Source organism: Flavobacterium resistens, from assembly GCF_900182645.1.
GTDB classification, from domain to species: domain Bacteria; phylum Bacteroidota; class Bacteroidia; order Flavobacteriales; family Flavobacteriaceae; genus Flavobacterium; species Flavobacterium resistens.
Map to the genome: position 1 here is coordinate 255,537 of NZ_FXTA01000005.1, position 24,476 is coordinate 280,012.

General features: G+C 30.7%; 22 protein-coding genes. All 22 read right to left on the minus strand.

Translation table 11 applies throughout. From position 1 onward, the window contains the following. Positions 1–5: 5 nt before the first annotated feature. The 22 genes from FN795_RS18150 to FN795_RS18255 all read right to left on the minus strand — a co-directional run bounded on the left by FN795_RS18150 (position 6) and on the right by FN795_RS18255 (position 24,467). Positions 6–1,094, minus strand: coding sequence for a glycosyltransferase (locus tag FN795_RS18150; protein WP_142451936.1), 1,089 nt, complete (start codon positions 1,092–1,094; stop codon positions 6–8). Then, on the minus strand, positions 1,094–2,209 hold the full coding sequence (locus tag FN795_RS18155; protein ID WP_142451937.1) for a glycosyltransferase: 1,116 nt from the start codon (positions 2,207–2,209) through the stop codon (positions 1,094–1,096). The genes FN795_RS18150 and FN795_RS18155 overlap by 1 nt, the downstream gene beginning before the upstream one ends. Next, positions 2,206–3,315, minus strand: a complete 1,110-nt coding sequence (locus tag FN795_RS18160; protein WP_142451938.1) for a glycosyltransferase family 4 protein — start codon at positions 3,313–3,315, stop codon at positions 2,206–2,208. Before FN795_RS18160 ends, FN795_RS18155 begins: the two co-directional genes overlap by 4 nt. After that, complete coding sequence (locus FN795_RS18165; RefSeq protein ID WP_142451939.1) at positions 3,305–4,312, minus strand: glycosyltransferase family 2 protein; 1,008 nt, start codon at positions 4,310–4,312, stop codon at positions 3,305–3,307. Before FN795_RS18165 ends, FN795_RS18160 begins: the two co-directional genes overlap by 11 nt. Next, on the minus strand, positions 4,309–5,853 hold the full coding sequence (locus FN795_RS18170) for a glycosyltransferase family 2 protein (protein ID WP_142451940.1): 1,545 nt from the start codon (positions 5,851–5,853) through the stop codon (positions 4,309–4,311). The genes FN795_RS18165 and FN795_RS18170 overlap by 4 nt, the downstream gene beginning before the upstream one ends. Before the next feature lie 2 nt (positions 5,854–5,855). Beyond that, the gene (locus FN795_RS18175; protein WP_142451941.1) at positions 5,856–7,001 is read right to left on the minus strand and encodes a glycosyltransferase family 4 protein; all 1,146 of its coding nucleotides are present in this window, start codon (positions 6,999–7,001) and stop codon (positions 5,856–5,858) included. 4 nt (positions 7,002–7,005) lie between these two features. Then, positions 7,006–7,887, minus strand: coding sequence for a hypothetical protein (locus FN795_RS18180; RefSeq protein ID WP_142451942.1), 882 nt, complete (start codon positions 7,885–7,887; stop codon positions 7,006–7,008). Beyond that, a complete protein-coding gene (locus FN795_RS18185; RefSeq protein ID WP_142451943.1) occupies positions 7,887–9,320 on the minus strand; it encodes an MBOAT family O-acyltransferase in 1,434 nt (477 codons plus the stop codon). Before FN795_RS18185 ends, FN795_RS18180 begins: the two co-directional genes overlap by 1 nt. 18 nt (positions 9,321–9,338) lie before the next feature. Continuing rightward, positions 9,339–10,424 (minus strand): glycosyltransferase family 4 protein, encoded by a 1,086-nt coding sequence (locus tag FN795_RS18190; RefSeq protein ID WP_244290004.1) that lies wholly within the window; start codon positions 10,422–10,424, stop codon positions 9,339–9,341. Continuing rightward, entirely contained in the window at positions 10,417–11,814 is a 1,398-nt protein-coding gene (locus FN795_RS18195; protein ID WP_142451944.1) for a hypothetical protein, read from the minus strand. The genes FN795_RS18190 and FN795_RS18195 overlap by 8 nt, the downstream gene beginning before the upstream one ends. A gap of 58 nt (positions 11,815–11,872) precedes the next feature. Beyond that, positions 11,873–13,603, minus strand: a complete 1,731-nt coding sequence (gene asnB, locus FN795_RS18200) for an asparagine synthase (glutamine-hydrolyzing) (RefSeq protein ID WP_142451945.1) — start codon at positions 13,601–13,603, stop codon at positions 11,873–11,875. Beyond that, complete coding sequence (locus FN795_RS18205) at positions 13,603–14,301, minus strand: acylneuraminate cytidylyltransferase family protein (protein WP_142451946.1); 699 nt, start codon at positions 14,299–14,301, stop codon at positions 13,603–13,605. The genes asnB and FN795_RS18205 overlap by 1 nt, the downstream gene beginning before the upstream one ends. Next, positions 14,301–15,287, minus strand: a complete 987-nt coding sequence (locus FN795_RS18210) for a glycosyltransferase family A protein (protein ID WP_142451947.1) — start codon at positions 15,285–15,287, stop codon at positions 14,301–14,303. Before FN795_RS18210 ends, FN795_RS18205 begins: the two co-directional genes overlap by 1 nt. Before the next feature lie 10 nt (positions 15,288–15,297). Then, a complete protein-coding gene (gene neuC / locus FN795_RS18215) occupies positions 15,298–16,458 on the minus strand; it encodes a UDP-N-acetylglucosamine 2-epimerase (RefSeq protein ID WP_142451948.1) in 1,161 nt (386 codons plus the stop codon). Then, the gene (locus tag FN795_RS18220) at positions 16,455–17,471 is read right to left on the minus strand and encodes an N-acetylneuraminate synthase family protein (RefSeq protein ID WP_142451949.1); all 1,017 of its coding nucleotides are present in this window, start codon (positions 17,469–17,471) and stop codon (positions 16,455–16,457) included. Before FN795_RS18220 ends, neuC begins: the two co-directional genes overlap by 4 nt. 33 nt (positions 17,472–17,504) lie before the next feature. Then, a complete protein-coding gene (locus FN795_RS18225; RefSeq protein WP_142451950.1) occupies positions 17,505–18,413 on the minus strand; it encodes a glycosyltransferase family 2 protein in 909 nt (302 codons plus the stop codon). Then, positions 18,413–19,657: a glycosyltransferase family protein gene (locus FN795_RS18230; protein WP_142451951.1), complete on the minus strand. Its 1,245-nt coding sequence runs from the start codon at positions 19,655–19,657 to the stop codon at positions 18,413–18,415. The genes FN795_RS18225 and FN795_RS18230 overlap by 1 nt, the downstream gene beginning before the upstream one ends. Before the next feature lies 1 nt (position 19,658). Next, entirely contained in the window at positions 19,659–20,195 is a 537-nt protein-coding gene (locus FN795_RS18235; RefSeq protein ID WP_167498097.1) for a hypothetical protein, read from the minus strand. A gap of 72 nt (positions 20,196–20,267) precedes the next feature. Then, positions 20,268–21,374, minus strand: a complete 1,107-nt coding sequence (gene wecB / locus FN795_RS18240) for a non-hydrolyzing UDP-N-acetylglucosamine 2-epimerase (RefSeq protein ID WP_142451953.1) — start codon at positions 21,372–21,374, stop codon at positions 20,268–20,270. Beyond that, on the minus strand, positions 21,371–22,300 hold the full coding sequence (locus tag FN795_RS18245) for a glycosyltransferase family 2 protein (RefSeq protein WP_154275329.1): 930 nt from the start codon (positions 22,298–22,300) through the stop codon (positions 21,371–21,373). Before FN795_RS18245 ends, wecB begins: the two co-directional genes overlap by 4 nt. 26 nt (positions 22,301–22,326) lie before the next feature. Further along, complete coding sequence (locus FN795_RS18250) at positions 22,327–23,340, minus strand: glycosyltransferase family 2 protein (protein WP_142451954.1); 1,014 nt, start codon at positions 23,338–23,340, stop codon at positions 22,327–22,329. Then, positions 23,340–24,467 carry a glycosyltransferase WbsX family protein gene (locus tag FN795_RS18255; protein ID WP_142451955.1) on the minus strand — a complete coding sequence of 376 codons (1,128 nt, stop codon included), beginning with the start codon at positions 24,465–24,467 and terminating at the stop codon, positions 23,340–23,342. The genes FN795_RS18250 and FN795_RS18255 overlap by 1 nt, the downstream gene beginning before the upstream one ends. Between the last annotated feature and the right edge of the window lie 9 nt (positions 24,468–24,476).

The following is a 24,476-nucleotide window of genomic DNA, read 5'->3' on the forward strand; positions in this document are numbered from 1 at the left end:
GAAGTTTAGGAAGTAAAATTAGTTAAAGAATTTAACCATTGTAAATAATCTTTGATAATTGATTTTTGAGAATATCTTGACTCAACAACATCGTGTAGTGCTAACCCCATTTGAACACGCTCATCTTCATTCTCAATTAATCTCAACAATGACTCTGTAAATTGGCTTAGATTATTTGAATCGACTAAAAGACCTTCTTTAGCTGACTTAATAATTTCAGAAATCTGCCCTACATTTGTAGCTACCACTGCTTTTTTATGCAATCCGTACTCTAAAATTGCTAGAGGAAGTCCTTCTGATAAAGATGGTAAAACTGCAATTTCACATTGTTTTAAAACTAAAGCTACATTATCAACTGTACCGTAGAAAAAAACAGATTTTTCTAATTTTAATTCGCTAATCAAATTTTTAATTTTTTCAGAATGAATGTCTTGAAAATCTTTTCCAAAAAAATGAAAAGTCCAATCTGGATATTTTTCTTTAATTAAATGCGCCGTTTTAATTAATAATTCATGATTTTTTTGCGGACGTAGATTAGCTACACAGATAATTCTTTTATTGTCTTTTCCTTTTAGTAAAAACTCTTTTTGTGAATTAATAATATCATCGATGAAATTAGGAAAATAGACAACGTTTTTGATCCTTAAATAGGATTCTGCCCAGTTTTTTAAAGCCGAATTAACCGCAATGCTTCCTTCAAAAAAGGATGAGCCTATTTTCAATCCTATGTTTTTTCGTTCTGCCAGATTCTGCGAAATGCCATAATGATCATGCCAAACGATTTTGATTTTAGGAAAAATACATTTAACCAGAACGGCTAAAAAAAATGAAGAGCTATGTGCGTGAATAACATCGACTGCATTTTTTTTAATATATGCTCTCGCTGCAAAAACTGCTTTTAAATCAATTTTTTTCTTCTTATTTAAAAATAAGTATATAACGTTTTCATCAATTTGATTTATAAGCAAACCTTCTTTTCTGGTTGCAATTAAACCTGAAAATTCAATTTCTTTTGACAATGCATTAGCATAATTGACCGCCATACGCTCAGCTCCTCCAGCTTCTAAAGAATCAATTATTTGAACAATTCTCATTAAAGTAAATTTTTAATTTCTTTTTCAAAAAAATCAGTTGTATAATTTTGAGACCATTCTTGAGACAATCTACTCTTATTCATGAGAGTCTCATTGTTTTTAATAAGATTGGTCAGTTGAATCAGATCTTTTTCTAAACTCATTTCCAATAAAACACCTCTATTTCCATAATCTAACATAAACGGAACACACGAAATCTTAGTTGCAATTGGAACACAGCCCCAAAACATACCTTCAGCGATTGCTTTTGGCCAGCCTTCACTTTTTGATGGCAATAGTACAAAATGGCTTTTTTTATACGCTTGCGAAATCACATCTTTTTCTTGATTTCCACGCAAAAAAACAAATTCTTCTAGTTTATTCTCTATGATGTAATTTTCCAGATTATTTTTTTCGATGCCATTTCCATACAAATCTAGATTTGCTTTTATTCCGCTTTCATTTAACACTTGTACAAGTTTAATAGCATAAAGCGGATTTTTTCCAACAACTAAACTGCCTACAAAAATAAATTTCGCTACTTCGTCTATATTATTCTTAAGAACAGTTTGTTTTTCATTTTCGGAATAAGTTGCCGTAAAAAATGATTTTATGTTCTTAGATTGATTTTTCCAGTCTCCATAAACTAAAACTTGAATATTACGAGTTAGAAAGGAATTACTAAGGATCCATTTTTGCAGACGATAAGATAAAGGCTGTTTACTTTCTGGATCCCAATTGCCGGCATATTTGGCAGTTTTCTTTTTATTTGGAAAAAAAATTTGTGCAAAACAACCTATTAAACCTACATTTCCAGGACAACGCAAATGAATATGATCTGCTTTGTACATAGCCCAAAATATTCGCCAAAAAATTAAAGGAAGCTTAAATACCGAATTAAAAGTATTTTTCAAACTAATGAAATTGAAATTTGGAATTTGCTTAAAACTGATACTTTCACAGTCATAAAAAGTATCAATTTCGGTCAAATCTTTTTTTATCTCCAGAGGAGCGACAACAACTACTTCATCAATATATTTAAACCAAATATTCATTTCTCTAATGTACGGAGCATAGCCCCAAAAAGCACCATCCTTTTGAACATGAACAACATGGGTTATAACAACTAATTTCATTGGAAAAGCATATTGGAAAAATTATTGCAATAATTCGATATCTCAAATTTTTCCAGAAAAGTTATTCTGGCATTCTCACTCATCTCATTATATTTCGGAAAATTATTTTCGACCTTATTAAATAGAGACACCATTGATTCTAAATTTGGATCAAACTTAAAACAATCCAAACCATCTTGTAAGTAATTTGCTAATCCTGTAAAATTAGAGATCAATAAAGGTGTAGAATTCATTAATGACTCTAGCCCTACTGTTGGTAAATTATCTATTTTTGAAGGTATTATTACAAAATGACTCCTCAACAAATAGTCATCAACTTTATCATACGAAATTCCACCAAAAAACTTAATTGCCTCTTCATTAATAATCATTTTTTTTATTTTGCCCTCTAAACTCCCTGTACCAGCAATATTTAAAAATAAATTTGAAAGTTTATTTTTTGTCCTATAACTTACAAATGCTTCTACTAATTCTAATATTCCTTTTGAAGGATCGAGTCTTCCTAAATAAGAAATAATAATTTTATTCTCATTTTGAATACTTTTGCTTTGAAATCTATCCTTCATTGGATTCAAAACAACTAAACCCTTTTTTAAGTTATAACTTTTTTTCAAATCTTCTTGCGCTAAATCTGATGGACAAATAATTACATCACAAAAAAATTTATAAAATATACTTTTTCTAAAAATTAAAATATTTCTTTTCAAATTTCTGCCTTTGCTATCTAAAGCAATTTGTCCCATCAAAGTATGATAATAACTAAATGTTTTGACGCTGTTAAATGATAACAATTTTGACAAACCAATAGCAATATTGGCTCCAACAAAATGTCCTATAACAATAGTAGGTTTATATTTAAAATAAAGTTTAGAATACCAAAGAGCATCTTTTATTGATGTAGGTCTACGTTCAGTAGGCCATGAACAAATAATTATTTCACCTTTTTGTTTTTTAATTGTTTTCATCTCATTAAAAAATGGCTTGTGCGATATAAAGACAACTCGATTCCCTAAATCTGCTAAATGATTCGCCAAATAATAACTCATTGAAGCAAAGGAATCTTCAGAATAATTATGTGCAATTAAAATTGTTTCTTTAGTTTTCATTTTCAATTTTTGGCTTATTGAATAATAAACTCCACCAACCTATAGTTCTTCCCATAGCTTCCGTAAAAGCTTCTTTTTTCTTAGTACCTCTAAGAGCATTACTAAATCTGATTATTGTCAATAAAATCGTTATTGCGTTCCATTTAAAATGGTCTTTTAGTTCTGGGTTTGGATTTTTTACTCTCCAGACATACCAACCATTTCTAACGACCATTTTTCCATATTTATATTGATTTGGACGGCCAGACGAGGCATGAAAATGACTTAATTTTGCTGATGTATTTAAATATAAATTACCAATTTTAGAAACTCTTATCGTAAAATCTGCATCTTCGTATAAACCATATCCTTCAAAATAATTCGAAAAAGAAAGTTTATCAAAAACTGATTTTCGAAAAGATGAAACACCTCCCATTAATTGCTCCACTTTATATACTTTATCACTTGGAGGCAAAAAACCTACACTTCTTCCATGTGAAAAATTTGGCGCGAAACCTGGAGGGCAATTACTGTCTAAACTAAGTTTTTTTCTAAGAATAAATCGACTTCCGTCTGTACGTTTCCAACCGTCATAATAAAACTCATTATTTTTTGGCACATAATCTTCAGATGTTTTTTCCCATTTTATCTCATTACATATATATCCGCCAACACCTAAAGCATCAGGAAATAATTTATATGTTTCTAAAATTTTCTGAAAATAATCTGTTTCTAAAACCGTATCGTCATCTAAAAAACAAACAATCTCTAGGTCCTCTCCAACTTTGTCAATACCAAAATTTCTTTGTTTTGTAAGGCCTCGATTGACATCATCAACCAAAAAATATTTTAAGTTTTCGAATTGATTTTCCTCTAAAATAATTTTAGTTTCATTATTTGAAGATCCGTCAATAATTAAAATTTCATCTGGATAAAAACTCTGAATTTGTACCGATTGCAATAATTTCAGCAATGGTTCAGGACGCATATAGGTGCAAATAATTAAGGAAAATTTCATACTTTGTCAAATAACTTATTTGCCCAATATAAACTTTTCGCCCATTCTTTTTGGAACTGAGTAAAATACTTTAGTGGGTTTTTAATTGATTGTTTTCTGTAATACTTAAAAAATAAAATTACTTTATATCCTTTATGCTGTTCTTTTGTCTCATGCAAAATTTTATACAATGACACTGTCGGAGATGGTTTTGGCTTAATACTATCATTATTCCAAGCTAAATCTGGCTTTGTCCGAAATCCTCCTATTGGCGCTTTTAAATGCAAGATAGCTGGATTTGGAAAGTATAATACATCGCATCCCATGTTGCGTAATTGCATACCAAAATCTCCATCTTCGCCAAATCCAAATTCATATCTGAGATCAAATCTTGTCATTTTCGCCGCTTCACTTTTTACAAAACTACAGCCAGACCCAAATGCATTCCATTGAAAAACTTTTGTATTGCTTTTTTTCTCATCCTTTTGCAAACAACTAAAACTAACAGCTTTACATTTATATTTTGAAATATCCTTAAAGGCTGATTCAATGAAAAAATGATCTATTCTAATATCATCATCTGCAAAAAAAATCCATTCACTTTCGACTTGATCCAAAGCTATATTTCTTGCATTACAAGCACCCGCTTGATTGGTGAAAGTATGTTTTATCTCGAATGGCCAATCCTCAGAAGTTAAATAATCAAGCTCAGACACACTCCCAGAAAGGGGATTTTGCTCAACAATTATTACATTTTTTGGCAAATAAGTTTGAATAGAAAGATCCTGTAAAAAATCATATAAATATTCTTTTCTTCCGATAGTTGGAATTATAACATCCAAAGCCTCGAAATTAGTCTCATTTTTTGACGAACAATCAACTTCAATTTTGTCAATATTGATAGTCTGTTTATTTATATTTCTAAAGAACACACTATAAATTAAAGATAAAAGGGGGAATTTAAATTCATAAATCACAAAATTTAAAAATAAAATAAAAGTCCATCTTAGCTTATAATGTTGCTTTGTAAATCTAAAAAGAGTAAAACGGGAGGACTTTGAAGAATAAATAAAATCCTTTCTTTTTAATAACTGGGGTTCAGAATAACACAATAAGCCCAAAGGCATACAAACTTTTGCTATTGAGTTTAAATAATAATCAAAATTAGAATGTGGTTTTATAACACTGCAAATCTCCAATAATACTTTAGAATGAACAACTCCAACTAAACTGCTCATTTCCCATGTTGGAAAAGTTACTTCTTTATTGATTTTTATAAATGGAGATGCATCAATGTATCCTATTTCTTTGCCTAAAAAACCAAATGTATTTGGATTGTAACTCAACATCATTTTTTCATGATAAAAAATGTCATTTAAGCTATCCAGATTTAAAAAAGCTTCAAAATTTTCGTTGCACCAAACAATTCCTGACTCTGGATATTTTATGGCAAAATCAATTAAAACTGAAGAAATAGTTCCTTTTTTATTAAAAGGTAGAATTTCATCAGTCAATGTAGAAACTTTTACTACCTTATTATGATTATGGTAAATTATTATCATAGTTAAGATATTATAGTTTTATAAAATTCAATATTTCTTTTTGTCAAAACTTTAATATCAAAAGCTTCTTCAACTTTTTTTCGAGCTGCTTTTCCTGTTTCAGAACAAAGTTTCTCATTATTTAAAAACTCGATTATTCTTTGGGCGTACAAATCGTGGTTATTTGGATGTATTAAAAATCCATTTTTCCCTTCATCTATCATTTCATTTGCCCAACCTATATTTGATGCTACAATAGGTTTTTCCATTGCCATTGCTTCTAACCAGGAAACTGGAAAAGCCTCTGCAAACGATGGAAAAACACATATTTTTGATTCTTGAATTTTTTGTTTTATTTCTTCATATGGAACGCTTCCCAGATAATCAACGTTTTTGAATGCTTCCTCAGAAAAAAGATGCTGCATCATTTTCCATGTTGATGAATTTCCAGATATAATATCTGGAACATCCTTGCCTATCAAAACAAGTCTTGCGGCAGGAATTTTTTCAATAACTTTATTAAAAATCAAAGGCAATTCTAATAATCCTTTTTTTCGAATCAAACTTCCGAAATACAATATAGTTTGTTTTGGTTCTGTGTCTGAATAATCATTTTTAAATAATTCAGAATTAATAAGATTTGGAATTATTTCAAATTTCTTATTTAAACCAAAAATGGAATTTGTTTTATCTGCAGTAAACTGACTTACTGATAATAATGCATCTGCTTTTCGAATTGCTCTTTTTTCATGAAACTTATTTATCCACTTTACAGGACGATTGTCCAAATGACAAAAATAAGCATCAGAACCGTGCAGTCTCAAAACTATTGGGCAATTATCCGGTTGTATGAATGATGTAATACCTGTCCAATCTGGTGCTTCTATTAAATCAATTTCTTTATTAGAATATAATTCATTAATAATTCTTTCAATTTTTTTTCTTGTCAACAGCCAGGAAAATCCTTTTAATTTGATATTTTTTATTTGTTGAACAACAATGGAATTGTCTTCAAAAACAGCATCATTTTTTTGACCATAAACAAGAACGCGGACTGAAACTCCTTGTGCTACAAGTCCAATTGCCAAATTTTTGATACTAGTGCCAAGGCCTCCTGAATTACCAGTTTTGGCATGTGGATATTCTGGTGTCAAAAAAGCTATTTTCATATTTTTATTTATTGAAAAAATCTTTTAACACTCTCTTTGTAAATAGTCTTGCCCCACTATCTGTCATATGTCCACAAGAAGAAAAATATTTATCCTCAATTACAACATTTTCATAATTGTGAATTTCAGGATATGCTTTTTTGACCTTCTCAAAATAATTCATCCCTACAACATTTTCACACATTGGCGTCATAATTGCGATAAAATTAATGTTGTTTGATTTACAAATACTTTTAATTTCTTCGTAGTATTTGTTGTGCGGAAGTGGATTTAAGTTAACAATATTATTTTTCATATTGCCGTTTTTATGCTTTTCTAAAGGGTAATATCCTAAATTATCCAATTTATTGGTCTTTTTATGAACCGCTGTAAAAAAAGCTTCTCTGAATCCAATTTTTGTTTCATATTTAATATATCTGTAAAACGGAATATAATATAATTCAGAAAAATTTTCCTGATCTGAAAAATGATCTTTAATAACCTCCGAATTATGAATATAAGGTAAAAAAAGAGCTGAAATACCTTCGGCCATATGATCGTTAGACAAATTTAAATCGGCTTCAAGAATTACGTTTTTGATTGTATATTTTCGTTCAATCATTAATTTTAACATTAATGATGCTTCAAATAAATGTCCACCGCTCATTCCGTAATTAAATGCTTTTAAACCTTTATCTTCAAACATCTGTGCTACAAAATGATTGTTTGCCCTTGAAGAACCTAAAATTACAACATCATATTTTTGAGCGCTTGAATTAAAAGCAGTTTCAATTTTTCCTCTATTTTTTGATTGCATAAAGATATAGGTATAGAGTCCGTCTAATGCTATAGCTATCAAAATTACCAGAGCTAAAATTTTTGCTGTATAAATTAAAAAATTCTTCATTAAAACTGAAAATATATAAATTCCTTATAATCTGAAAAAGTTCCGAAAGCCATAATTGCTGCGATCGCTAAAGCTACCTTCAATAAGCTTCTTTTTCCTGAAAGCGGTTCTACCTTGTTTCGATTATTCCATTCGATCAAAACAAATAAGCCAATCATTCCTATTAACTCATAACTATAACGTTCATTTTCTAGAAATTGAAAACTAAAATCTCTACTTGAAAAAATTCTCTTTATATACAAAACTGCATCAGTAATTGTTTTAGCTCTAAAAAAAATCCAAGCAATGCATGTTAATGAAAACGTATATAAAATACTGAACATTACTTTTACAGAGTCAAAATCAAACTTTAGTTGGATCGCATCTATATTGTTTCTGTTGCTGTTTGATAAAAGCAATGGCAGAAAATAAACAGCATTAATAAATCCCCAGATTACATAAGTCCAATTGGCTCCATGCCAAAATCCGCTTACAAGGAAAATGATGAAAGTATTCCGGATTTTCATCCAAAGCCCGCCTTTACTTCCTCCTAATGGAATATATAAATAATCTCGGAACCATGACGAAAGGGAAATATGCCAACGACGCCAAAACTCGGCAATATCTCTTGAGAAATAGGGATAATTGAAATTTCGTAATAAATCTAAACCAAATAATTTTGAAACTCCTAAGGCAATATCAGAGTAGCCTGAAAAATCTCCATAAATCTGAAACGCAAAATAGATAGCGCCCAGAATTAATGAAAATGAATTCATCCCTGTATAATTATCAAAAATTGCATTAGCATAAGTTGCACAAGTATCGGCAATAATTACTTTTTTTACTAATCCCCAGATAATTTGATAAACACCTTCTTTTGCAGTTTGAAAATCAAACTCTCGCTTTATTTTTACTTGCGGAAGTAGATGTGTTGCCCTCTCAATTGGACCAGCAACCAAAAGGGGAAAATAACTCACGAAAAGTGAATAATCAACAAAATTGTATTCGGCTTTAATTCGTTTGTAATAAATATCTATAACATAAGAAAGTCCGTGGAATGTATAGAATGAAATTCCCACAGGCAATATTACTTTCAATAAAATTGGACTCGCCTTAAAACCAATTCCATTTAATAAATCTGAGAATGAAGTGGCGAAAAAGTTATAGTATTTAAAAACGCATAAAAAACCGAGATTGACAATGATACTAAGCCAAAACCAAAATTTACGACTATTTTCAGATTTTCCTTTTTCAATTTGTATTCCTGTATAATAATCTAAGAATGTTGAGAATACCAGCAAAAACAAAAATCTCCAATCCCAACACGAGTAAAAATAGTAACTAGCAACTATTAACAAAGCATTTTGGGTGCTCTTGGTTTTATTGAAAACAAACCAATACAGAAAAAAAACAATCGGTAAAAAAATAGCGAATGCTAATGAATTAAAAAACATCTAAGGTATTTGTAAATTTTAAAATTTGTTGCTGTTAAGCAATTGGAAATGATCTTCTATCATTTTCGGCAAAGAAAAGGAATTGGCGATTAATTCCCTTGTATTTATAGATATCTTTTTGTTGCCTAAATAAACATCTTCTAATAATTGTGTTAAAGCTTTTGTATTTTTGGCTTCAAAAATATATCCATTCTTTCCATTTGCTATTGCTTCAGTATTTCCACCGACATTTGTTGTAATAACTGGAACATTTGCAGCGAGACTTTCTAAAATAGACAAACTAAAACACTCCATATGTGTTGGTTGCAACATATAATCATACAGAAAAAAAATTTCATTTAAATTGGCTTTACTTCCTTTAAACGAAAAACAATTTCCAAGAGAATTTTGTTCCACTCTTTCCATTAATTGATTTTTATAAGGTCCATCGCCATAAACATCAATTCTTATTTCGTCTTTTATTTCTTCTGAAAGAAATGACACTGCATCAATTAAATCCTGAATTCCTTTTGATTCTCTCAAGTGCGATGCAACCAAAAAAGATGGTTTTACAATATTTCGATTTTCTCGAACTAAAATTTTCTCTATAACAACTCCGTTATAAATTGTCTTGGTTTTGGACTTTAAATGAAACCCAAAATCTTTCAGGATCTCATTTACCGTATAATCTGAAACTCCAACAAAAAGATCAATATATTTTGCATAAAAAAGTCCTTTTACTTTTTTATTGATTCTCTTTTTTAATGAATAGCCATGCAAAGGTCTTGGATTGTGATCAACAGCGATAATTTCAGCTTTTGACAACTTTTTTATTTTAGAGAAAAAAGGAGTGCATAATTCAACAAAATGAGTAATAATACAAGAGTAGTTTGGCTTATTCTGTTCAAGAAATTGCAGAAAACTGTTTTCTACGTTTAATTTTCCAGCTTCATGAATAGTCAATTTTGGATAGTTTCCATGATTAGAAATATTTGGAAAAAACCAATCGATTTGAATACCATTTTCTTTGCATTTTTTGTCAAAATCCCAGAAAAAATAGTCCATACCTCCTACACGTTCTGGAAGTAATTCATAATTGCAGATTATAGCTATTTTGTTAGTCATTGAAAGATGCTAAAGTTGAAGCAATTCTTTTACTGGTTCCTTCTAAATCCTGCCCAATTTGCAAGTCGATCATAGCCTTTCTTTCCAACTCTCTTTCTTTAGGATGGTTCAATGCTAAATTAATCTGCTCGATGAGTTCCTTTTTATCTTTAGCAATTGTTACAGCATTTCCATCTATAACTTTTTTGTAATGCACATAATTTAGAAATCTTTGATCATTATAGAGTCCATTTTCCAAATTCCCAAAAACAGTATTTACTACAGGTTTATCAAAAAGCATAAAATCAAGACTCATAGTTGAGCACATATTGATACTCAAGTCAGAATTTTCTAATAATGCTCGTAAATCCATAATATCTTCTTGACTAGGAATTCGTTGTGACCAGCTTTCTTGGTGATTTTCTCTTGTCAAAATCCATTTTGGAACATTCCAGATAATTTCTGGAAATTCGTCCCGAATTGCCTTAAATCTACTATCATCCTCAGCTGGACTGGTTCTAACTAAAAGCTGAGCTTCGGTATTAATTTCGTCATTTCGAAGTGCTTCTGCAATAGTTCTAATTACCAAGGGATCATTTGGTCCAATAGAAACATCTGCACAACTATAACAAATAATTTTTTTTGAAGGATCTAATCCAAATTTTGAAATAAATCCTTCTCTTGATGATTTATATTTATCTAAAACATAAGGTTCAAACTGTGGCGTTCCAACAATATGAACATTTTCACTTTTTGCATTTGGATAAAAGTACAGCAACTCCTCTTTCATCAATTTGCTCCAAACTAAAAATTTATCGAATGTTCCAAGCATACGACCTTTTGAGGCCAGATTATCCCAACTAAAAATAAAAGTACTTGTTGGAATTTTTAACTGAATAGCCGCATATAAAAACGGAGCCAAATATGGAGGCCTTTGATGTGTAAAAAACAAATGTGATGGTTTGTCTTCCTTTAATATTTCGAAGTATCTTTTAGTAATTTTATTTTTAGAAAAAGATAAAAATTGAAGTTTTTCTGCAAATAAAATGCTTGAAGTGGAATTTACATATTTTGTAAAAAAATAAATTCCTTTAATGATAAGTGAGCGAGCAGAATTATTTCTAGGAAGACCTGAAACCAAGTTATCGTTCATTCCATAAAAATTTTTAAACTTTTGTAAATGCCCTAATTCCTTCCATTTTCTAAAAAACCAAGTGCCTTTCTTTTCAATAAATACTGGCAATTCGATTATTTCTAACTTTGGACTATTAAAATCATCAAAACAACTTTTTGGCAATCCAGAATAAATCACAATTTTATCAAATTGGGATAAAGCCTCTGTAATGAAATCGCTCATCACAAAATTTCTGAAACCTACGCCATCTGTTATTACGATTCCTAATTTCTTCATTTTTATAGTGTTTTATCTCATTTTATTTGGCTCTTACCAAATAAAATAAAACCTCTTATCAAAGTATATTGTGTGTTTTAAAATTTGATCTTTTCAACATTTCATAAAAACTAATGCATTGCCAAATATGAAAACTAGATTGACTGTTTCCTTGAAAATAGCTCTCTAATTCCGTTTTCAAAACTTTATTATCAAACCAATCTGAATACTCTGATTTTTCTAAACCTGCAAAACATTGTGTTATCCATTGTTTTAAATCAACAGCCAACCATTCTCTTTGTGGTGTCTGCAATGGTCTTTTTGGTGCAAAAATTAATTCATCTTCAAAATACTCCGATGCAATTTCTCTCAGCATGAACTTAGAAATTCCATTTTTTATCTTATAATCCAATGGAAGAGAAAATGCAAATTCGACCAAACGATAATCTAAAAAAGGCTCTCTTAACTCTGTCGAAAAAGCCATTGAAATTCGATCATTAAATCGTAAAGCTCTTGGTATTTTGGTGTAAAATAAATCTCTATATTGTTTATTTAAAACTTCATCCTCAAAAGGCTTAGGATATGAAGGTTTTTCTGCTTTTGCTAAAAAAGATTCAGACAGCATTTGTGTTTTATACGGAGAATCTTGAACGCCTTGTATTGTGGCTTCATTATTTTGAGTATAATAATCATAGCCAGCCCATTGTTCATCCATTCCTTGTCCGTCTAACAAAACCAAAATTTTGTCCTTTCTTGCTTGCTCAAAGATTTTGGCATAAGCCAATGTTGGAATTCCGCCATAGGGTTCGTCTTGCTGCCACTGCATTTTTTCGTTTAAATCTGGAACCTCATCAGCTTGCAAAAGAACTTTTACTAATGGATTTTGAGTATGTGAAATCATATTTTCGACCCAAGGCAACTCATCATAATCTACATTATTTGTATAAAACGTATAGGCATTGATTTTTGAATTATCTTCCTGTTCATTAACTAAAGCCAGCAATACCGAACTGTCCAAACCACCACTAACGTTAAAACCAACAGGAACATCCGCTCTAAATCTTAGATTAATACTATCTTTTAAAAGAGAAATATAATGTCTTTTGGCTTCATCAAAAGTTAGGTTTTGGGGTTGTTTTGCAACTTCTTTTTCAAAATAATACCATTTTTCAATTGATAGTTTTTGATTTTCAAATTCCAATAAAAAACCGCCAGGCAACTGCTCTACATTTGACCAAAAAGTTTCATTGGGCATACCATAAGAGCCAAATGCAAAATAAGAAACCCAAACTTTTTCATTAGGCACTTTTTCAATTCCAGCAATATGCAATGCTTTTATTTCAGATGAGAAATAAAAAATGCCATTATGTAAACTGTAATAAAAAGGTTTTACCCCAAATCGGTCTCTTGCGGCAAATAATTTCTTTTCTTGTTTGTCCCAAATAGCAAAAGAAAACATCCCATTAAGTTTCTCCAAACAAGATTTTCCGTAAATAATATATGCTGCTAAAAGTACTTCTGTGTCTGATTCTGTTCTGAAATTGTATTGATCTTTTAAAGTCGTTTTAATCTCTAAATAATTATAAATTTCGCCATTAAAAACAATAGCAAAACGTCCCGAATTATCAATAAATGGCTGATTCGAATCTGAAGTCAAATCAATAATTGCCAAACGATTATGTCCCAAAGCAACAAAATCAGAATCAAAATATTTTTGAGTGGCATCTGGTCCTCGATGGCTTTGGACAGATAACATTTTATCTAATTGGCTTTCTTTATAATTACCAACAATTCCTGCAATACCACACATTATTTCTGTTTATTTCGAATCATTATTTCTGCTTTTTCCCAATCTTGCATGGTATCAATATTAATGTAGAATTCAGGATCAGATTCAATAAAAGCAGTACTCTTACCATATAAAGAATGTTCTTTTAGAATAACCTCCGTTTTGATAATATAAATACTCCCATCTCTATGATATGCTTTAGGAAGTTCCTGTCTTCTGCTGATAATTTTGTCTTCGCCTGTAGCTATTTTTAAATTCCCTTCTGCGTTTACTTCAAATGTCCAATGCGGGTTATATTCATGTGGAACTTGTAAAACGGAAACCAAAGAATCACAATCACTTTTTATAAATTTTTCAATCGCCTGATTGACAAAAGAAACTGTTCTAAAAGGACTAGTAATTTGAAGAAGACAAACAGCATCAAAATAAATATTTTGAGATTGATACCATTCTAAAGTATGAATAATGACATCAATAGTAGGCGTATTATCTTCGGCTAAATACTTTGGCCTAGTAAATGGAACACTTAAACCTATCTTTTTGCCAGTTTCAATAATGGCCTCGTCATCACTGGATAGTATGACATCTGAAAAACAATCAGATTTTAAAGCTATCTCAGCAGTATATTCTAGTAAAGGTTTACCTCCTAAGCTTTTTATATTTTTGCCAGGAACTCCCTTTGAACCGCCTCGAGCTGGAATTAAACCTAGAACTTTCATTAATTATAAAAAATATTAAAACTTTTTTTAATTATCTTTTTCCTAAACCCAAAATACTTATTGTACCACCAGTTATTCAACAAATTAATTGATTGAGTATTTTCGTGATTTTTAGTATTGGCTGATATTCTTTTATTTTCATTTTGCAAATCTATCATCCAAGTTTCTAATTTATTTCCCATATGAAAAGCATGGTTATTGTAGGTAGACAATCGAAGTTTTTTTGCTTTATCAATAGGGAAATCAACATAATCATTTTCAGAACTTCCTCCAACAAGAGTTAAGGACGGATTTGTAGGTACAGTTTTAAATAAAATATCTCGATCAATTGTTAATACCTGGTGTCCGCTTCCAATATTAGCCTTACAATTATTACTTTCAACGACATTCCATTTATTGTCATTACGGTCTTCCAAATCCCAATTTATACTTGAAAGATATTTATTATATGCATCAAAATTTTCAGGAATAGCTATCCTCTTAAATTTAATTCGGCGCAATAAGATTTGCTTCAAAACAGATGATGTACCAAAATATAGGCCTTTTCTAACTGGAATAGGAGATACTGCACCAACATTCGGAAAATTAGCAAAAATCTCTTTCGTTTTTTCTTGCCATCCGGTCGTAAAAAGAATATCTGAATCTGTAAGAGTAAGGTACTTTTCACGTGCACCTCTGGCCGCACCTATTAATGCATCAATTTTCCCAATATTTTGATTATGCGAAATTAGAGTATCTATTTTTTTTTCCTTTAAATACAAATTTAAGTAATCAGATACTTTTTGGTATGAACCATTATTAACAACAGTAATGGCTGCATCTGAATTTATAGTTGAAATCAAAGAATTCAAACATGTTTTAAAAACTTCAAATGAATTTTCATAAAAGCCTTCTTCGCTTGGAATATAAACAACTACAATAATTCTATGATGAGTGTTTAAAAGTATCTTTTTTTCACTTTTTTGAGGGTTCCATCCAATTCTCATTTTATTTGTATTAGTACATTATAGTTTTATGAAATTGCAAAGGAACTTCTGTCAACAACTCAGCTATTTTCTCACCCGCTTTCCCATTTCCATATATGGATGAAGAAACCGCTTTTCCTTTTTTAATTGAATCTAAAATAGCATTTTCAATTTGTTCTTGCGAATAGTCCACATCAACACTATTTCCTCCTCTATCTCTTCTGTTTTGGCGTGAACCAATATTGACTACTGGAACTCCCAAAAAAGCACATTCTCGAATTCCTACGCTTGAATTACCAATTAAGCAATCGCTATGCTTCAATAATTGCAGAAAATCCCTTCCTTCCATATTCTTGAAAAAGTGAACATTTGGCAAGAGATGTTGTTCTCTAAAAGCACGAATTCCGGTTGAAGTCCCATCTGCTCCTGCATCGACATTAGGCCAAAACCAGAGTGTGGGTCTATCCAACTTATATATTGCTTCTAGCGTCGATTCTATATGTTTTCGAGAATCTTTGTATTCAGTAGTTACCGGATGTTGCATAACAACCAAATAACCCTTTGACAAATCAGGTTTTGCTCCTACACCCCCGTATTTTTCATACGGATCAAAAGGAAGATTTTCGCTTTCAATTATTTCTTTTGCTAAATCTATTGAAGGACATCCTGTATTGAAAACCATTTCAGGATTTTCTCCTAATTTTATAACGCGTTCTTTAGCGCTTTCAGATGCAACAAAATGATAATCGGCTAATTTTGTGATTGAATGACGCACTTTTTCGTCAATATTTCCGGTTACTTCCCCTCCTTGTATATGTGCTAAAGGAATATTCATGTAAGATGCTGCAATTGCCGTGGCCATTGTCTCGAAACGATCTGCAACGGTCACTGCTATATCTGGTTTCAAATTATCAAAAACGCTTGATAATTCTAAAATTCCAATTCCTGTTGTTTTTGCTGCGGCAGTTAAATTTTCGCCTTCCAAAACATTAAATACTCTTGCTGCAATTTTAAAACCATCTTTTTCAATATAATTTACCGCAGAGCCATATCGATCTAATAATGCTGATGCAGCAACAATCAATTGTAGTTCTAAATCTGGATGATTGTCTATTGCTTCTAAAACCGTTTTTACACGACTGTATGATGGGCGAGCTGTAATTACTACAGCAATTTTTCTTTTTTGGTTCATGTTAAATCTTCTTCATTTAAAAAATCCCATTGTTTCATATCTGACCTAAGAGATCTACCTATAATGTCTTTGTATTTGCTGGCTAAAATACCAAATCCTTTTGGCTTTTTAGCTTCCAAATCTTCGAATTTTAGAATATGATTTTTAGGTAAATCTTTATTAATTGCTAATGATTTTTCAAAAATTTGTTTTAAAGGTTTTACTGCTTCAATATCATTTTTATCTATTGGGTTTGCGATCGCTTTTGCAATATTCCGAACAGATTCTACAAGTTCTTTTGTTTCAAGAAGCGTCAAAGAAGCTTTCGAATCAGGTCCGAAAAGTTCTCTGTCAAAAACAACGTGAAATTCTAATATTGATGCTCCTAATGCTGTAGCGGCAATACATGCTTCTTTTTTGGCAGAATGATCTGAAAAACCAATTGAGACATTGTAACGTTTTTTTAATTCGTCAATAACATTTAAGCCATATTGTTCTGGTTCTGTCGGATAAGCTGTTGTACACTGCAAGATTGAAAAATCAACATTTCTCTCTTTTAAAAAACCAACTGTTTCATCTAATTCTGCATAAGAGCTCATTCCTGATGACAAGATAACTGACTTTCCAGTTTGGGCAATTTTTTCTAGAATCAAAAAATTGTTTACTTCTCCAGAACCAATTTTGTAGCATTTTACGCCAATTTCTTCCAACCATTCAACCGCTAAATTGCTGAAAGGCGAACATATAAAATCCAGGCCAACCTCATCGCAATGTTCTTTGATTCCTTTCCATTGTTCTAGAGAAAACCCCATTCTTTTCCAATAATCAAATCGTGTTTTGTCTTCTAATGAAAATTTTACTCGGAAAGGTTCATATTCACTGCTTTCAGCTTCAGCAATATGCATTTGAAATTTAACTGCATTGACGCCGGTTTTTGCAATTGCATCAATATAGGAATACAATATTCCTAAACTGCCTTCGTGCGCTTGGCCAATTTCAGCAATAATATAAGGTGACGATTTGGTTAATAACATATTTTTATGTCAGATTTATTCAAACAAAAGTAACTATTTTTCAGGTTTCCAAAAGATTTTGGCATTTTCTAAATTTTGATATTCTCTATATTCCTCCATTGAAAGACGATTTGCATTTTTCATTATCTTAGGAAACAAAAACAAAACATTGAAAAGAGCAAAAACAAGTGCTTTTAATGCTTTAAAATCGCCTTTAAAAACTTTGCCTTTTAGTTGGATCCAGATAGAATACAACATTTTTCTTGGAATTTTAGCAATAGGATAAAATAGGAAATACAAATACCAGCCTGAACGCAATGATCTTTGTAAGCGCAATGCATAATCTTTATTGTTTTTTCTACCTGAAATATCTACTCGATGATTTACTAAAACTTCTGGCAAATAATATATTTCCCATTTCTTTTTCAATAATTCGTAAGAAGCAAAATCTTCTTCGCCATAAAAAACAAACCATTCTGGATAATTTCGAATTTCATGCCATGCTTGCATTCGCCATACATGCGCACAACCCACAAAACTTTTCATTCTAACTATGTCTTCGTTAGTATAAGTCGAATTTGGGTTTGCTGTAGACCAAAAAACTCGAAATCCCAGTAAACCAGTTTTTTCATTTTTGGCAAAACAACTCTCAATTATTTCCAACGGTTTTTCTGTAACAAAATGAGCGTCATCATCTAATGAAATAGCAAAATCAGCTGTTGTTTCGTTTAGCATTTTGTTCCGGCAATACAGATATCCTTTAGAGATTTTGTTTGTATGCAAAATGATCTGCGGAAAATTCTCTTTTATAAATTCTGTAGTTCCATCAGTAGATCCATCATCAAAAACAACACAAGTAACGTCCTCCCGATCTAACAAATACTGAATTTTTTGCAGTGTAAAACCTAAATCATCTTTACGATTCTTGGTACTAATGAGGATTGAAAAGGTGACTTTAGTCATTAGTTTAATAATTTATTAATCGTTTCTTTTAAATGTGCAACAGAAACATATTCTTCCAAATCTTTTCGGTTTAAATCTAGATTATTTGGGTTTTGTTTCCATAACTGATATAATCTCTCTATTAAAGATGCTATTCTAGAGATATTATCCACTTCTGACCAATATTCATAATCATTACCAAGCAGCCTTCTGGTTTCACTATAATAGGGAGCCAACGAAAGAATAATTTTGTTTGCTTCTATACAGTGTGGGAATTTAGCTGGAAGAAATGGGCTAATTTCTCCCTTTGCTTCAAGAATTATATTAATGGACACATTTTTTTGCAAATAATATACCTCATCAAATAGTTTATTTCCGTTATAGATATATATTTCGGGACTATTTTTTGCATACTCTTCGAGCATATCAGTATGATACGATGCATTACCTAACAAAAGGAGTTTCGCATCTTTTTTTGCCTCCGAGTTTTGTTCCAAAAACATTTTAAAACCTTCTATCAAACCTCTTGGCGAACGCTGTTTCATTAAATTACCTGCGTGTAGCAAATTGAATTTTTCTGGGTCAAAATAAGATGGGAAATTTTCGTTTTGGACTTCATATTTTTCATTTTGATGAGGAATTATTATACCAGTTTTGGAAAACTCCGGAAAATAGCTACTCATCCATTCCTGTAACAACTGACTTGGGAAAGCGCTATATGCCGCTTTTTGTGCAAGTTCCTTAAAAAATAATTCTTTTCGAGCGTAATTAGGTTCAACCCAATTGTAAGGTCTCGGATAAAAATGGAAAGGATACGGATCATGAATATATGCCATCCATTTATTATGAAGCTCTGGAACTTTTAAAATTGCATAATGTGATCTAAAACTAGCTCCTTTGCTTAAGGTAAGTACCAAATCGGGTTCAAAAGATTGTTTCATTACTGCTTTGCGTATGCTGTTTATATCATTAAAAAAAGTAAATGAAAAACCAAATCTTTTTTCTAAAAAAGGAGCAAGGTTCACTTTAAAATGTCGGCTGAAAACCCTTTGAAACCTGCTTAAAAAGTATAAAATACTCGATTTTATTTCAGGTATTTCAAATGTAATTACGTTTTTTAAGCTTATATTTTTACGTGTGTAATGATAAACCAAAATTTCAAATCCAGCTTCCTGCAAATTATTAATCAGAGCCACATTTGCTTTAGATCCGCTACTGTCTTCTATGTTTATAGAATCAACTACAATAAGTATTTTTTTTATCATCTTACCAATTTGTTCTCCAGTCTATATCTTGTTTTACTACATTTGCCGGATTCCCTCCAATAATGGTATTATTTTCTAAGAATTTTTTTGTAACAACGCTTCCAAGGCCTACTAAATTTTGACTTTCAATCACAACTCCAGGTGCAAAAAGACAAGCAGAGCCAATATAAATGTCATTTTTAATAATAATTGACAAATCTTTATTGTTCAATTTTGTATGAATGGAACCATGTGTCCAAAATTGACTGTTTTTTCCGGCAACCCATGTATTGTTTCCAATTTGAATGTTATGCCACAAATCAAAATGGTGATTATTAATAATTCTGGAGTTTGTTCCTAAACAAAAATTTGCCCTTCCCTGAATTACATTTCCAGAATGAATTGAGGAATTTTCTCCAATTGAAAACTCATTGCAAACAATGCTATTTTTACTTGCAATATGTACATTATTTCCAATATATACTTTATTACAGTTAATTATAGTTTTTCCAATTTTAACATTTTTACCTATAGAATAATTAAATAGATTTTTGAGCAAAAATACTTTAACTGAATTAAAGGGTATGTATTTAATTATCCTTAAAATAATCGATTTTAATGTCATACAATGCTAGTTAAGATTCTGTAAAAAACTAATTATATTCTTCGATGCATTCCCATTCCCATATGGGTTTGATTTATTTTCAAAACCATTGAAGTTTTCTAATAGTTCTTGTATGACATTTATAATTTTTTCTTTATCAGTGCCAACTAATTTTGAAAAACCTTCCATTACTCCTTCGGGTCTTTCTGAAGTATTTCTGGTTACCAAAACAGGTTTTCCTAAAGAAGGTGCTTCTTCCTGAATACCTCCGGAATCAGAAACAATTAAAAATGATTTTTGCATTAACCATACAAAAGCAGGATAAGATACAGGATTAATAAGCAGGATATTTTTTTTATCGGACAATAATTGGTTTACTACATCTTTAACATTTGGATTTAAATGTACCGGATATACAATTACAACATCTTCGCGTTTAGACACTTCTAACAATGCTTCACAAAGATTATTCATTCCTGTACCAAAATTTTCTCTGCGATGACCCGTAACTAATATAATCTTTTTATTACTGGGGATTATATTTTTTAATTCTTCTATTTCAGGGTGGATGTAATTTTGTTTTTCAATTTTACTAATAGTCCAAAATAAAGCATCAATCACAGTATTTCCTGTTTGAATAATAGTGGATTGAGAAATTCCTTCTTTTACCAAATTACTCGTTGCTTCGTTGGTAGGTGTAAAATGAATATCAGCTAATCGTCCTGTTAACTGTCGATTGATTTCTTCTGGAAAAGGAGAATGTTTATTGTAAGTTCTTAATCCAGCTTCTACATGTGCAACTTTTATTCCGCGATGAAATGCTGCCAATGCTACCATTGAAGATGTTGTGGTATCTCCATGAACAAAAACCAAATCTGGATTAACTTCTAAAAGTACTTTATCCATTTTGCTTAAAATGAGAGCACTCAAATTATTTAAAGTTTGATTTGGCTGCATTAAATCTAAATCATAATCAGGTTTAATATCGAAAAAATCTAATACCTGATCCAACATTTCCCGATGTTGCGCTGTTACACTAACAATTACTTCAAAATTATTTTCTTTGAGTTTATGATATAAAGGTGCCATTTTTATAGCTTCTGGGCGCGTTCCAAAACAAAGGAGAATTTTCATTTTTTGAAGTTTTTTTTCATTTTATAAATTGGCGAACGCAAAAAATATGATCTGTAGTAGATTTGCCATTTTATTTCTTGAGTTAAGGGCAAATTTAGAATTTTTAAGATTTGGCCAAATAAATCATATTCTTTGTAATCTAATGAAGTCGAAACAAAATATCGAATTAACGAATTCTTAGCTAATTGTCTTTCTTTAAGATTCTTGATTACTAACACTATAGCATCACAATGCGATTTCCTTCTGATAGGATTGTGTGCAAAAAATTCACCAGTATTTGATTGCAAATGTTTTCTACCGTAGAATAGGCTCTTTTTTATAGAAATCCCTTTAATTCCTGATGATAATATTCTTGAATATAGCTCCCATTCTTCTGCATACATAAGATGTTCTACAAATCGATTATTTGCAAAACATTCTTTTTTCCACATAACTGCACATGAATTGAAAGGCAAATTATTGTTTAACAATTTTTCTAAATCATTAACATCGATGAAAAATGAAGAATATTCTTTTGAATAATCAAAGTCGTAATTAAAGTTTCCAGTAAATACTTCCCTTTCATATCTGCAAAAAAATATTTCTGTTTTCTCTAATTCATTTACACACAATTCCAGATTTTGAGGATGCACTATATCATCATCATCAAAAAAAATAATTCTCGATCCTTTTGCTAGATCTAGTCCATAATTTCTGCATCCAGGCAAGCCTTTTTGGTAAGTATCGGGGCGTTTTAAGAATTTAAAACGCAAATCTTCATTCAATATCTGATCGATAACTTCATGGGTATTATCATTCCCTCCGTCATCAATGATCAAACATTCCCAATTTAAATAGGTTTGCTTTTTAATCGACTGTAATGTTTCGACTATAAAATGCGCCCTGTTATAGGTAGCCATAATAATGGTCACTTTAGAATCAATCATTTTAATATTGGTTTAATATCATTCAACTATTTAAAAAAAGAATATTTAATGAGTGTTTTAACTGAATTTTTATCTAAGACCTTCCTATAATTTCTAATTATAAAAACAGATCTCAAAAAATTTCTTTTGGTTTCTTTTTCATTAGTCATCACTCCAATTGTTCTTTGCAGGAAAACTTTTTCTACCATCAATTCATTAGAGAAATTTTGGTTCTTTTTTATTTTTGTTTTTATTTCTTTTATTTTATCATTATTAGCAACTATCGAATCAAAATCGATCTTTTCATGCAGCAACAGTTTGGTTGACAATTCTGCTATTTCAAAATAATTATTTTTTGCAAAATTTTCCCAAAAGCTAAGAAACATTGCTTTTAAATTCTTTTTCCAAAGTATATTTTTTGCTTCGTCAACATTGATTTGGTTCGTTAGACTTTCTTGATGTTTTCTATAATTGTACAAGTATTCATTTATTTGATAAAACTTGCTATGCAATGTGGCTCGCAACCAAAAATCATAATCTTCAATCAGAAAATAATCTTCATTATATCTAATATTCCTTTGATATACTTCTCTTTTGTACATGAAACAGCAACTAATGACATTACCAAAAATCAAATTTTCAATTCCAGGAAGCGTTACTTTTCTAATTTCTTGATCTTTATCATCTATCAATGTAAAGTTGCTATATACAACGTCGGCTTCATTTTGTAGAAGATTATTCAATAAGATTTTTAATGTATCTAATTCATAAAAATTATCATCGCTGGTCCAGGTTATAAAATTTCCTTTGCTGGCATTATGACCAATATTTAGACTTGCTGGTAGTTTTTTATTTATAGAATTACTTATGATTTTTACTCTACTATCTTTCTCAGCATATTGATTTGCGATATTCAGCGTATTATCGGTTGAATTGTCATTGACAATGATTAGTTCAACATTCTGATACGTCTGATTTAATACGCTTTCAATCGATTTTGATAGAAATTTTTCTCCGTTAAAAACCGGCAAAACAACCGATATTAAAAAATTGTTTTCCATTAGTTTTGAAGAATATTATTCTTAACGTTTTTTAAAACTTCCAACCATTTAAAACCAAATTTCAGATCGGGTTCTAAATGATTTCCTTCGGCCCATTCGTTCCAAGATTTGATCATTATGATTTGAGGGTTTTTAGGATTTTTCAACAATTCATCAACTGCTTTTTGCAAATGTTTTTTCCACGACTCAGGATTTGAATTGATAAAGATTAATGACTTTTTTCCGCTACGGGCAGAGTTGTCCCAGTTGGGAAAAACACACGGGATATATTTCTGATTGGGAAAAGTAACATTAATACGAGAAACTGCCTTTGAATAATCTATAATTATAGGCTTAAGTCTTTTGCCAATTACAGTAGTAAATCCAAAAGCTACCTTTATTTTTCTTTCAAGCCAACCTAAGTATCTTACATCATGAAATAAAAAGCCATTTTTGTACCTCATTTTTTGAAATACTTCGTCACCTATTTTCCCGTAAATATGATTGTTTTTGAGAACATTTTCAGATGCGATTGTTGCAACAAAATAGATTCCGGAAAAGCCGTTGGCAATAGCCAATTCATTAAAGACATTTATAAATTCTTCTATATTTGGTATATCATCAAACCTGTAAACATGAAACATCGGTTTATTGTCAATTGTAATATAACGCTCGTCTTTGAAAAATGGCAATAAGTAATCAAAATAAATCTGATATCCTTCTTTTCCATTATAAGTTTGCTCAATCAAAACAGAAGGATTATCTAGTCCATGCCAAATCCCTTTCCATGTTTCATTTGCCCAACAAAAACAATAAGGAAGATCAATATTTTTGTTAAGAAGCATTGCTTCAGCAGGTTTTTCGAGCAACATTTTATTGTCACCAAACCAATATTGATAATAAACAAAACCATCAAGACCATATTCTTTGGCCAATCTTGCTTGTTGTTCCTGAACTTCGGGGATTCTTAAATCATAAAAACCTAAATCAGCAGGCAAAATAGGCTGATTATGTCCTTTAAATAACGGTTTGGCTTTGGTAACGTTTGTCCATTCAGTAAAACCTTTTCCCCACCATTCATCATTCTCTGGTATGGGATGGTATTGTGGCAAATAGTAGGCAAGAAATTTTATTTTATTTTTGGGCATTTGGGGACT

What these genes read in the sequence shown, in the direction of transcription:
- FN795_RS18150 (WP_142451936.1), bottom strand. Translation starts at nt 1,094, where the DNA reads ATGAGAATTGTTCAAATAATTGATTCTTTAGAAGCTGGAGGAGCTGAG.
- FN795_RS18155 (WP_142451937.1), bottom strand. Translation starts at nt 2,209, where the DNA reads ATGAAATTAGTTGTTATAACCCATGTTGTTCATGTTCAAAAGGATGGT.
- FN795_RS18160 (WP_142451938.1), bottom strand. Translation starts at nt 3,315, where the DNA reads ATGAAAACTAAAGAAACAATTTTAATTGCACATAATTATTCTGAAGAT.
- FN795_RS18165 (WP_142451939.1), bottom strand. Translation starts at nt 4,312, where the DNA reads ATGAAATTTTCCTTAATTATTTGCACCTATATGCGTCCTGAACCATTG.
- FN795_RS18170 (WP_142451940.1), bottom strand. Translation starts at nt 5,853, where the DNA reads ATGATAATAATTTACCATAATCATAATAAGGTAGTAAAAGTTTCTACA.
- FN795_RS18175 (WP_142451941.1), bottom strand. Translation starts at nt 7,001, where the DNA reads ATGAAAATAGCTTTTTTGACACCAGAATATCCACATGCCAAAACTGGT.
- FN795_RS18180 (WP_142451942.1), bottom strand. Translation starts at nt 7,887, where the DNA reads ATGAAGAATTTTTTAATTTATACAGCAAAAATTTTAGCTCTGGTAATT.
- FN795_RS18185 (WP_142451943.1), bottom strand. Translation starts at nt 9,320, where the DNA reads ATGTTTTTTAATTCATTAGCATTCGCTATTTTTTTACCGATTGTTTTT.
- FN795_RS18190 (WP_244290004.1), bottom strand. Translation starts at nt 10,424, where the DNA reads ATGACTAACAAAATAGCTATAATCTGCAATTATGAATTACTTCCAGAA.
- FN795_RS18195 (WP_142451944.1), bottom strand. Translation starts at nt 11,814, where the DNA reads ATGAAGAAATTAGGAATCGTAATAACAGATGGCGTAGGTTTCAGAAAT.
- asnB (WP_142451945.1), bottom strand. Translation starts at nt 13,603, where the DNA reads ATGTGTGGTATTGCAGGAATTGTTGGTAATTATAAAGAAAGCCAATTA.
- FN795_RS18205 (WP_142451946.1), bottom strand. Translation starts at nt 14,301, where the DNA reads ATGAAAGTTCTAGGTTTAATTCCAGCTCGAGGCGGTTCAAAGGGAGTT.
- FN795_RS18210 (WP_142451947.1), bottom strand. Translation starts at nt 15,287, where the DNA reads ATGAGAATTGGATGGAACCCTCAAAAAAGTGAAAAAAAGATACTTTTA.
- neuC (WP_142451948.1), bottom strand. Translation starts at nt 16,458, where the DNA reads ATGAACCAAAAAAGAAAAATTGCTGTAGTAATTACAGCTCGCCCATCA.
- FN795_RS18220 (WP_142451949.1), bottom strand. Translation starts at nt 17,471, where the DNA reads ATGTTATTAACCAAATCGTCACCTTATATTATTGCTGAAATTGGCCAA.
- FN795_RS18225 (WP_142451950.1), bottom strand. Translation starts at nt 18,413, where the DNA reads ATGACTAAAGTCACCTTTTCAATCCTCATTAGTACCAAGAATCGTAAA.
- FN795_RS18230 (WP_142451951.1), bottom strand. Translation starts at nt 19,657, where the DNA reads ATGATAAAAAAAATACTTATTGTAGTTGATTCTATAAACATAGAAGAC.
- wecB (WP_142451953.1), bottom strand. Translation starts at nt 21,374, where the DNA reads ATGAAAATTCTCCTTTGTTTTGGAACGCGCCCAGAAGCTATAAAAATG.
- FN795_RS18245 (WP_154275329.1), bottom strand. Translation starts at nt 22,300, where the DNA reads ATGATTGATTCTAAAGTGACCATTATTATGGCTACCTATAACAGGGCG.
- FN795_RS18250 (WP_142451954.1), bottom strand. Translation starts at nt 23,340, where the DNA reads ATGGAAAACAATTTTTTAATATCGGTTGTTTTGCCGGTTTTTAACGGA.
- FN795_RS18255 (WP_142451955.1), bottom strand. Translation starts at nt 24,467, where the DNA reads ATGCCCAAAAATAAAATAAAATTTCTTGCCTACTATTTGCCACAATAC.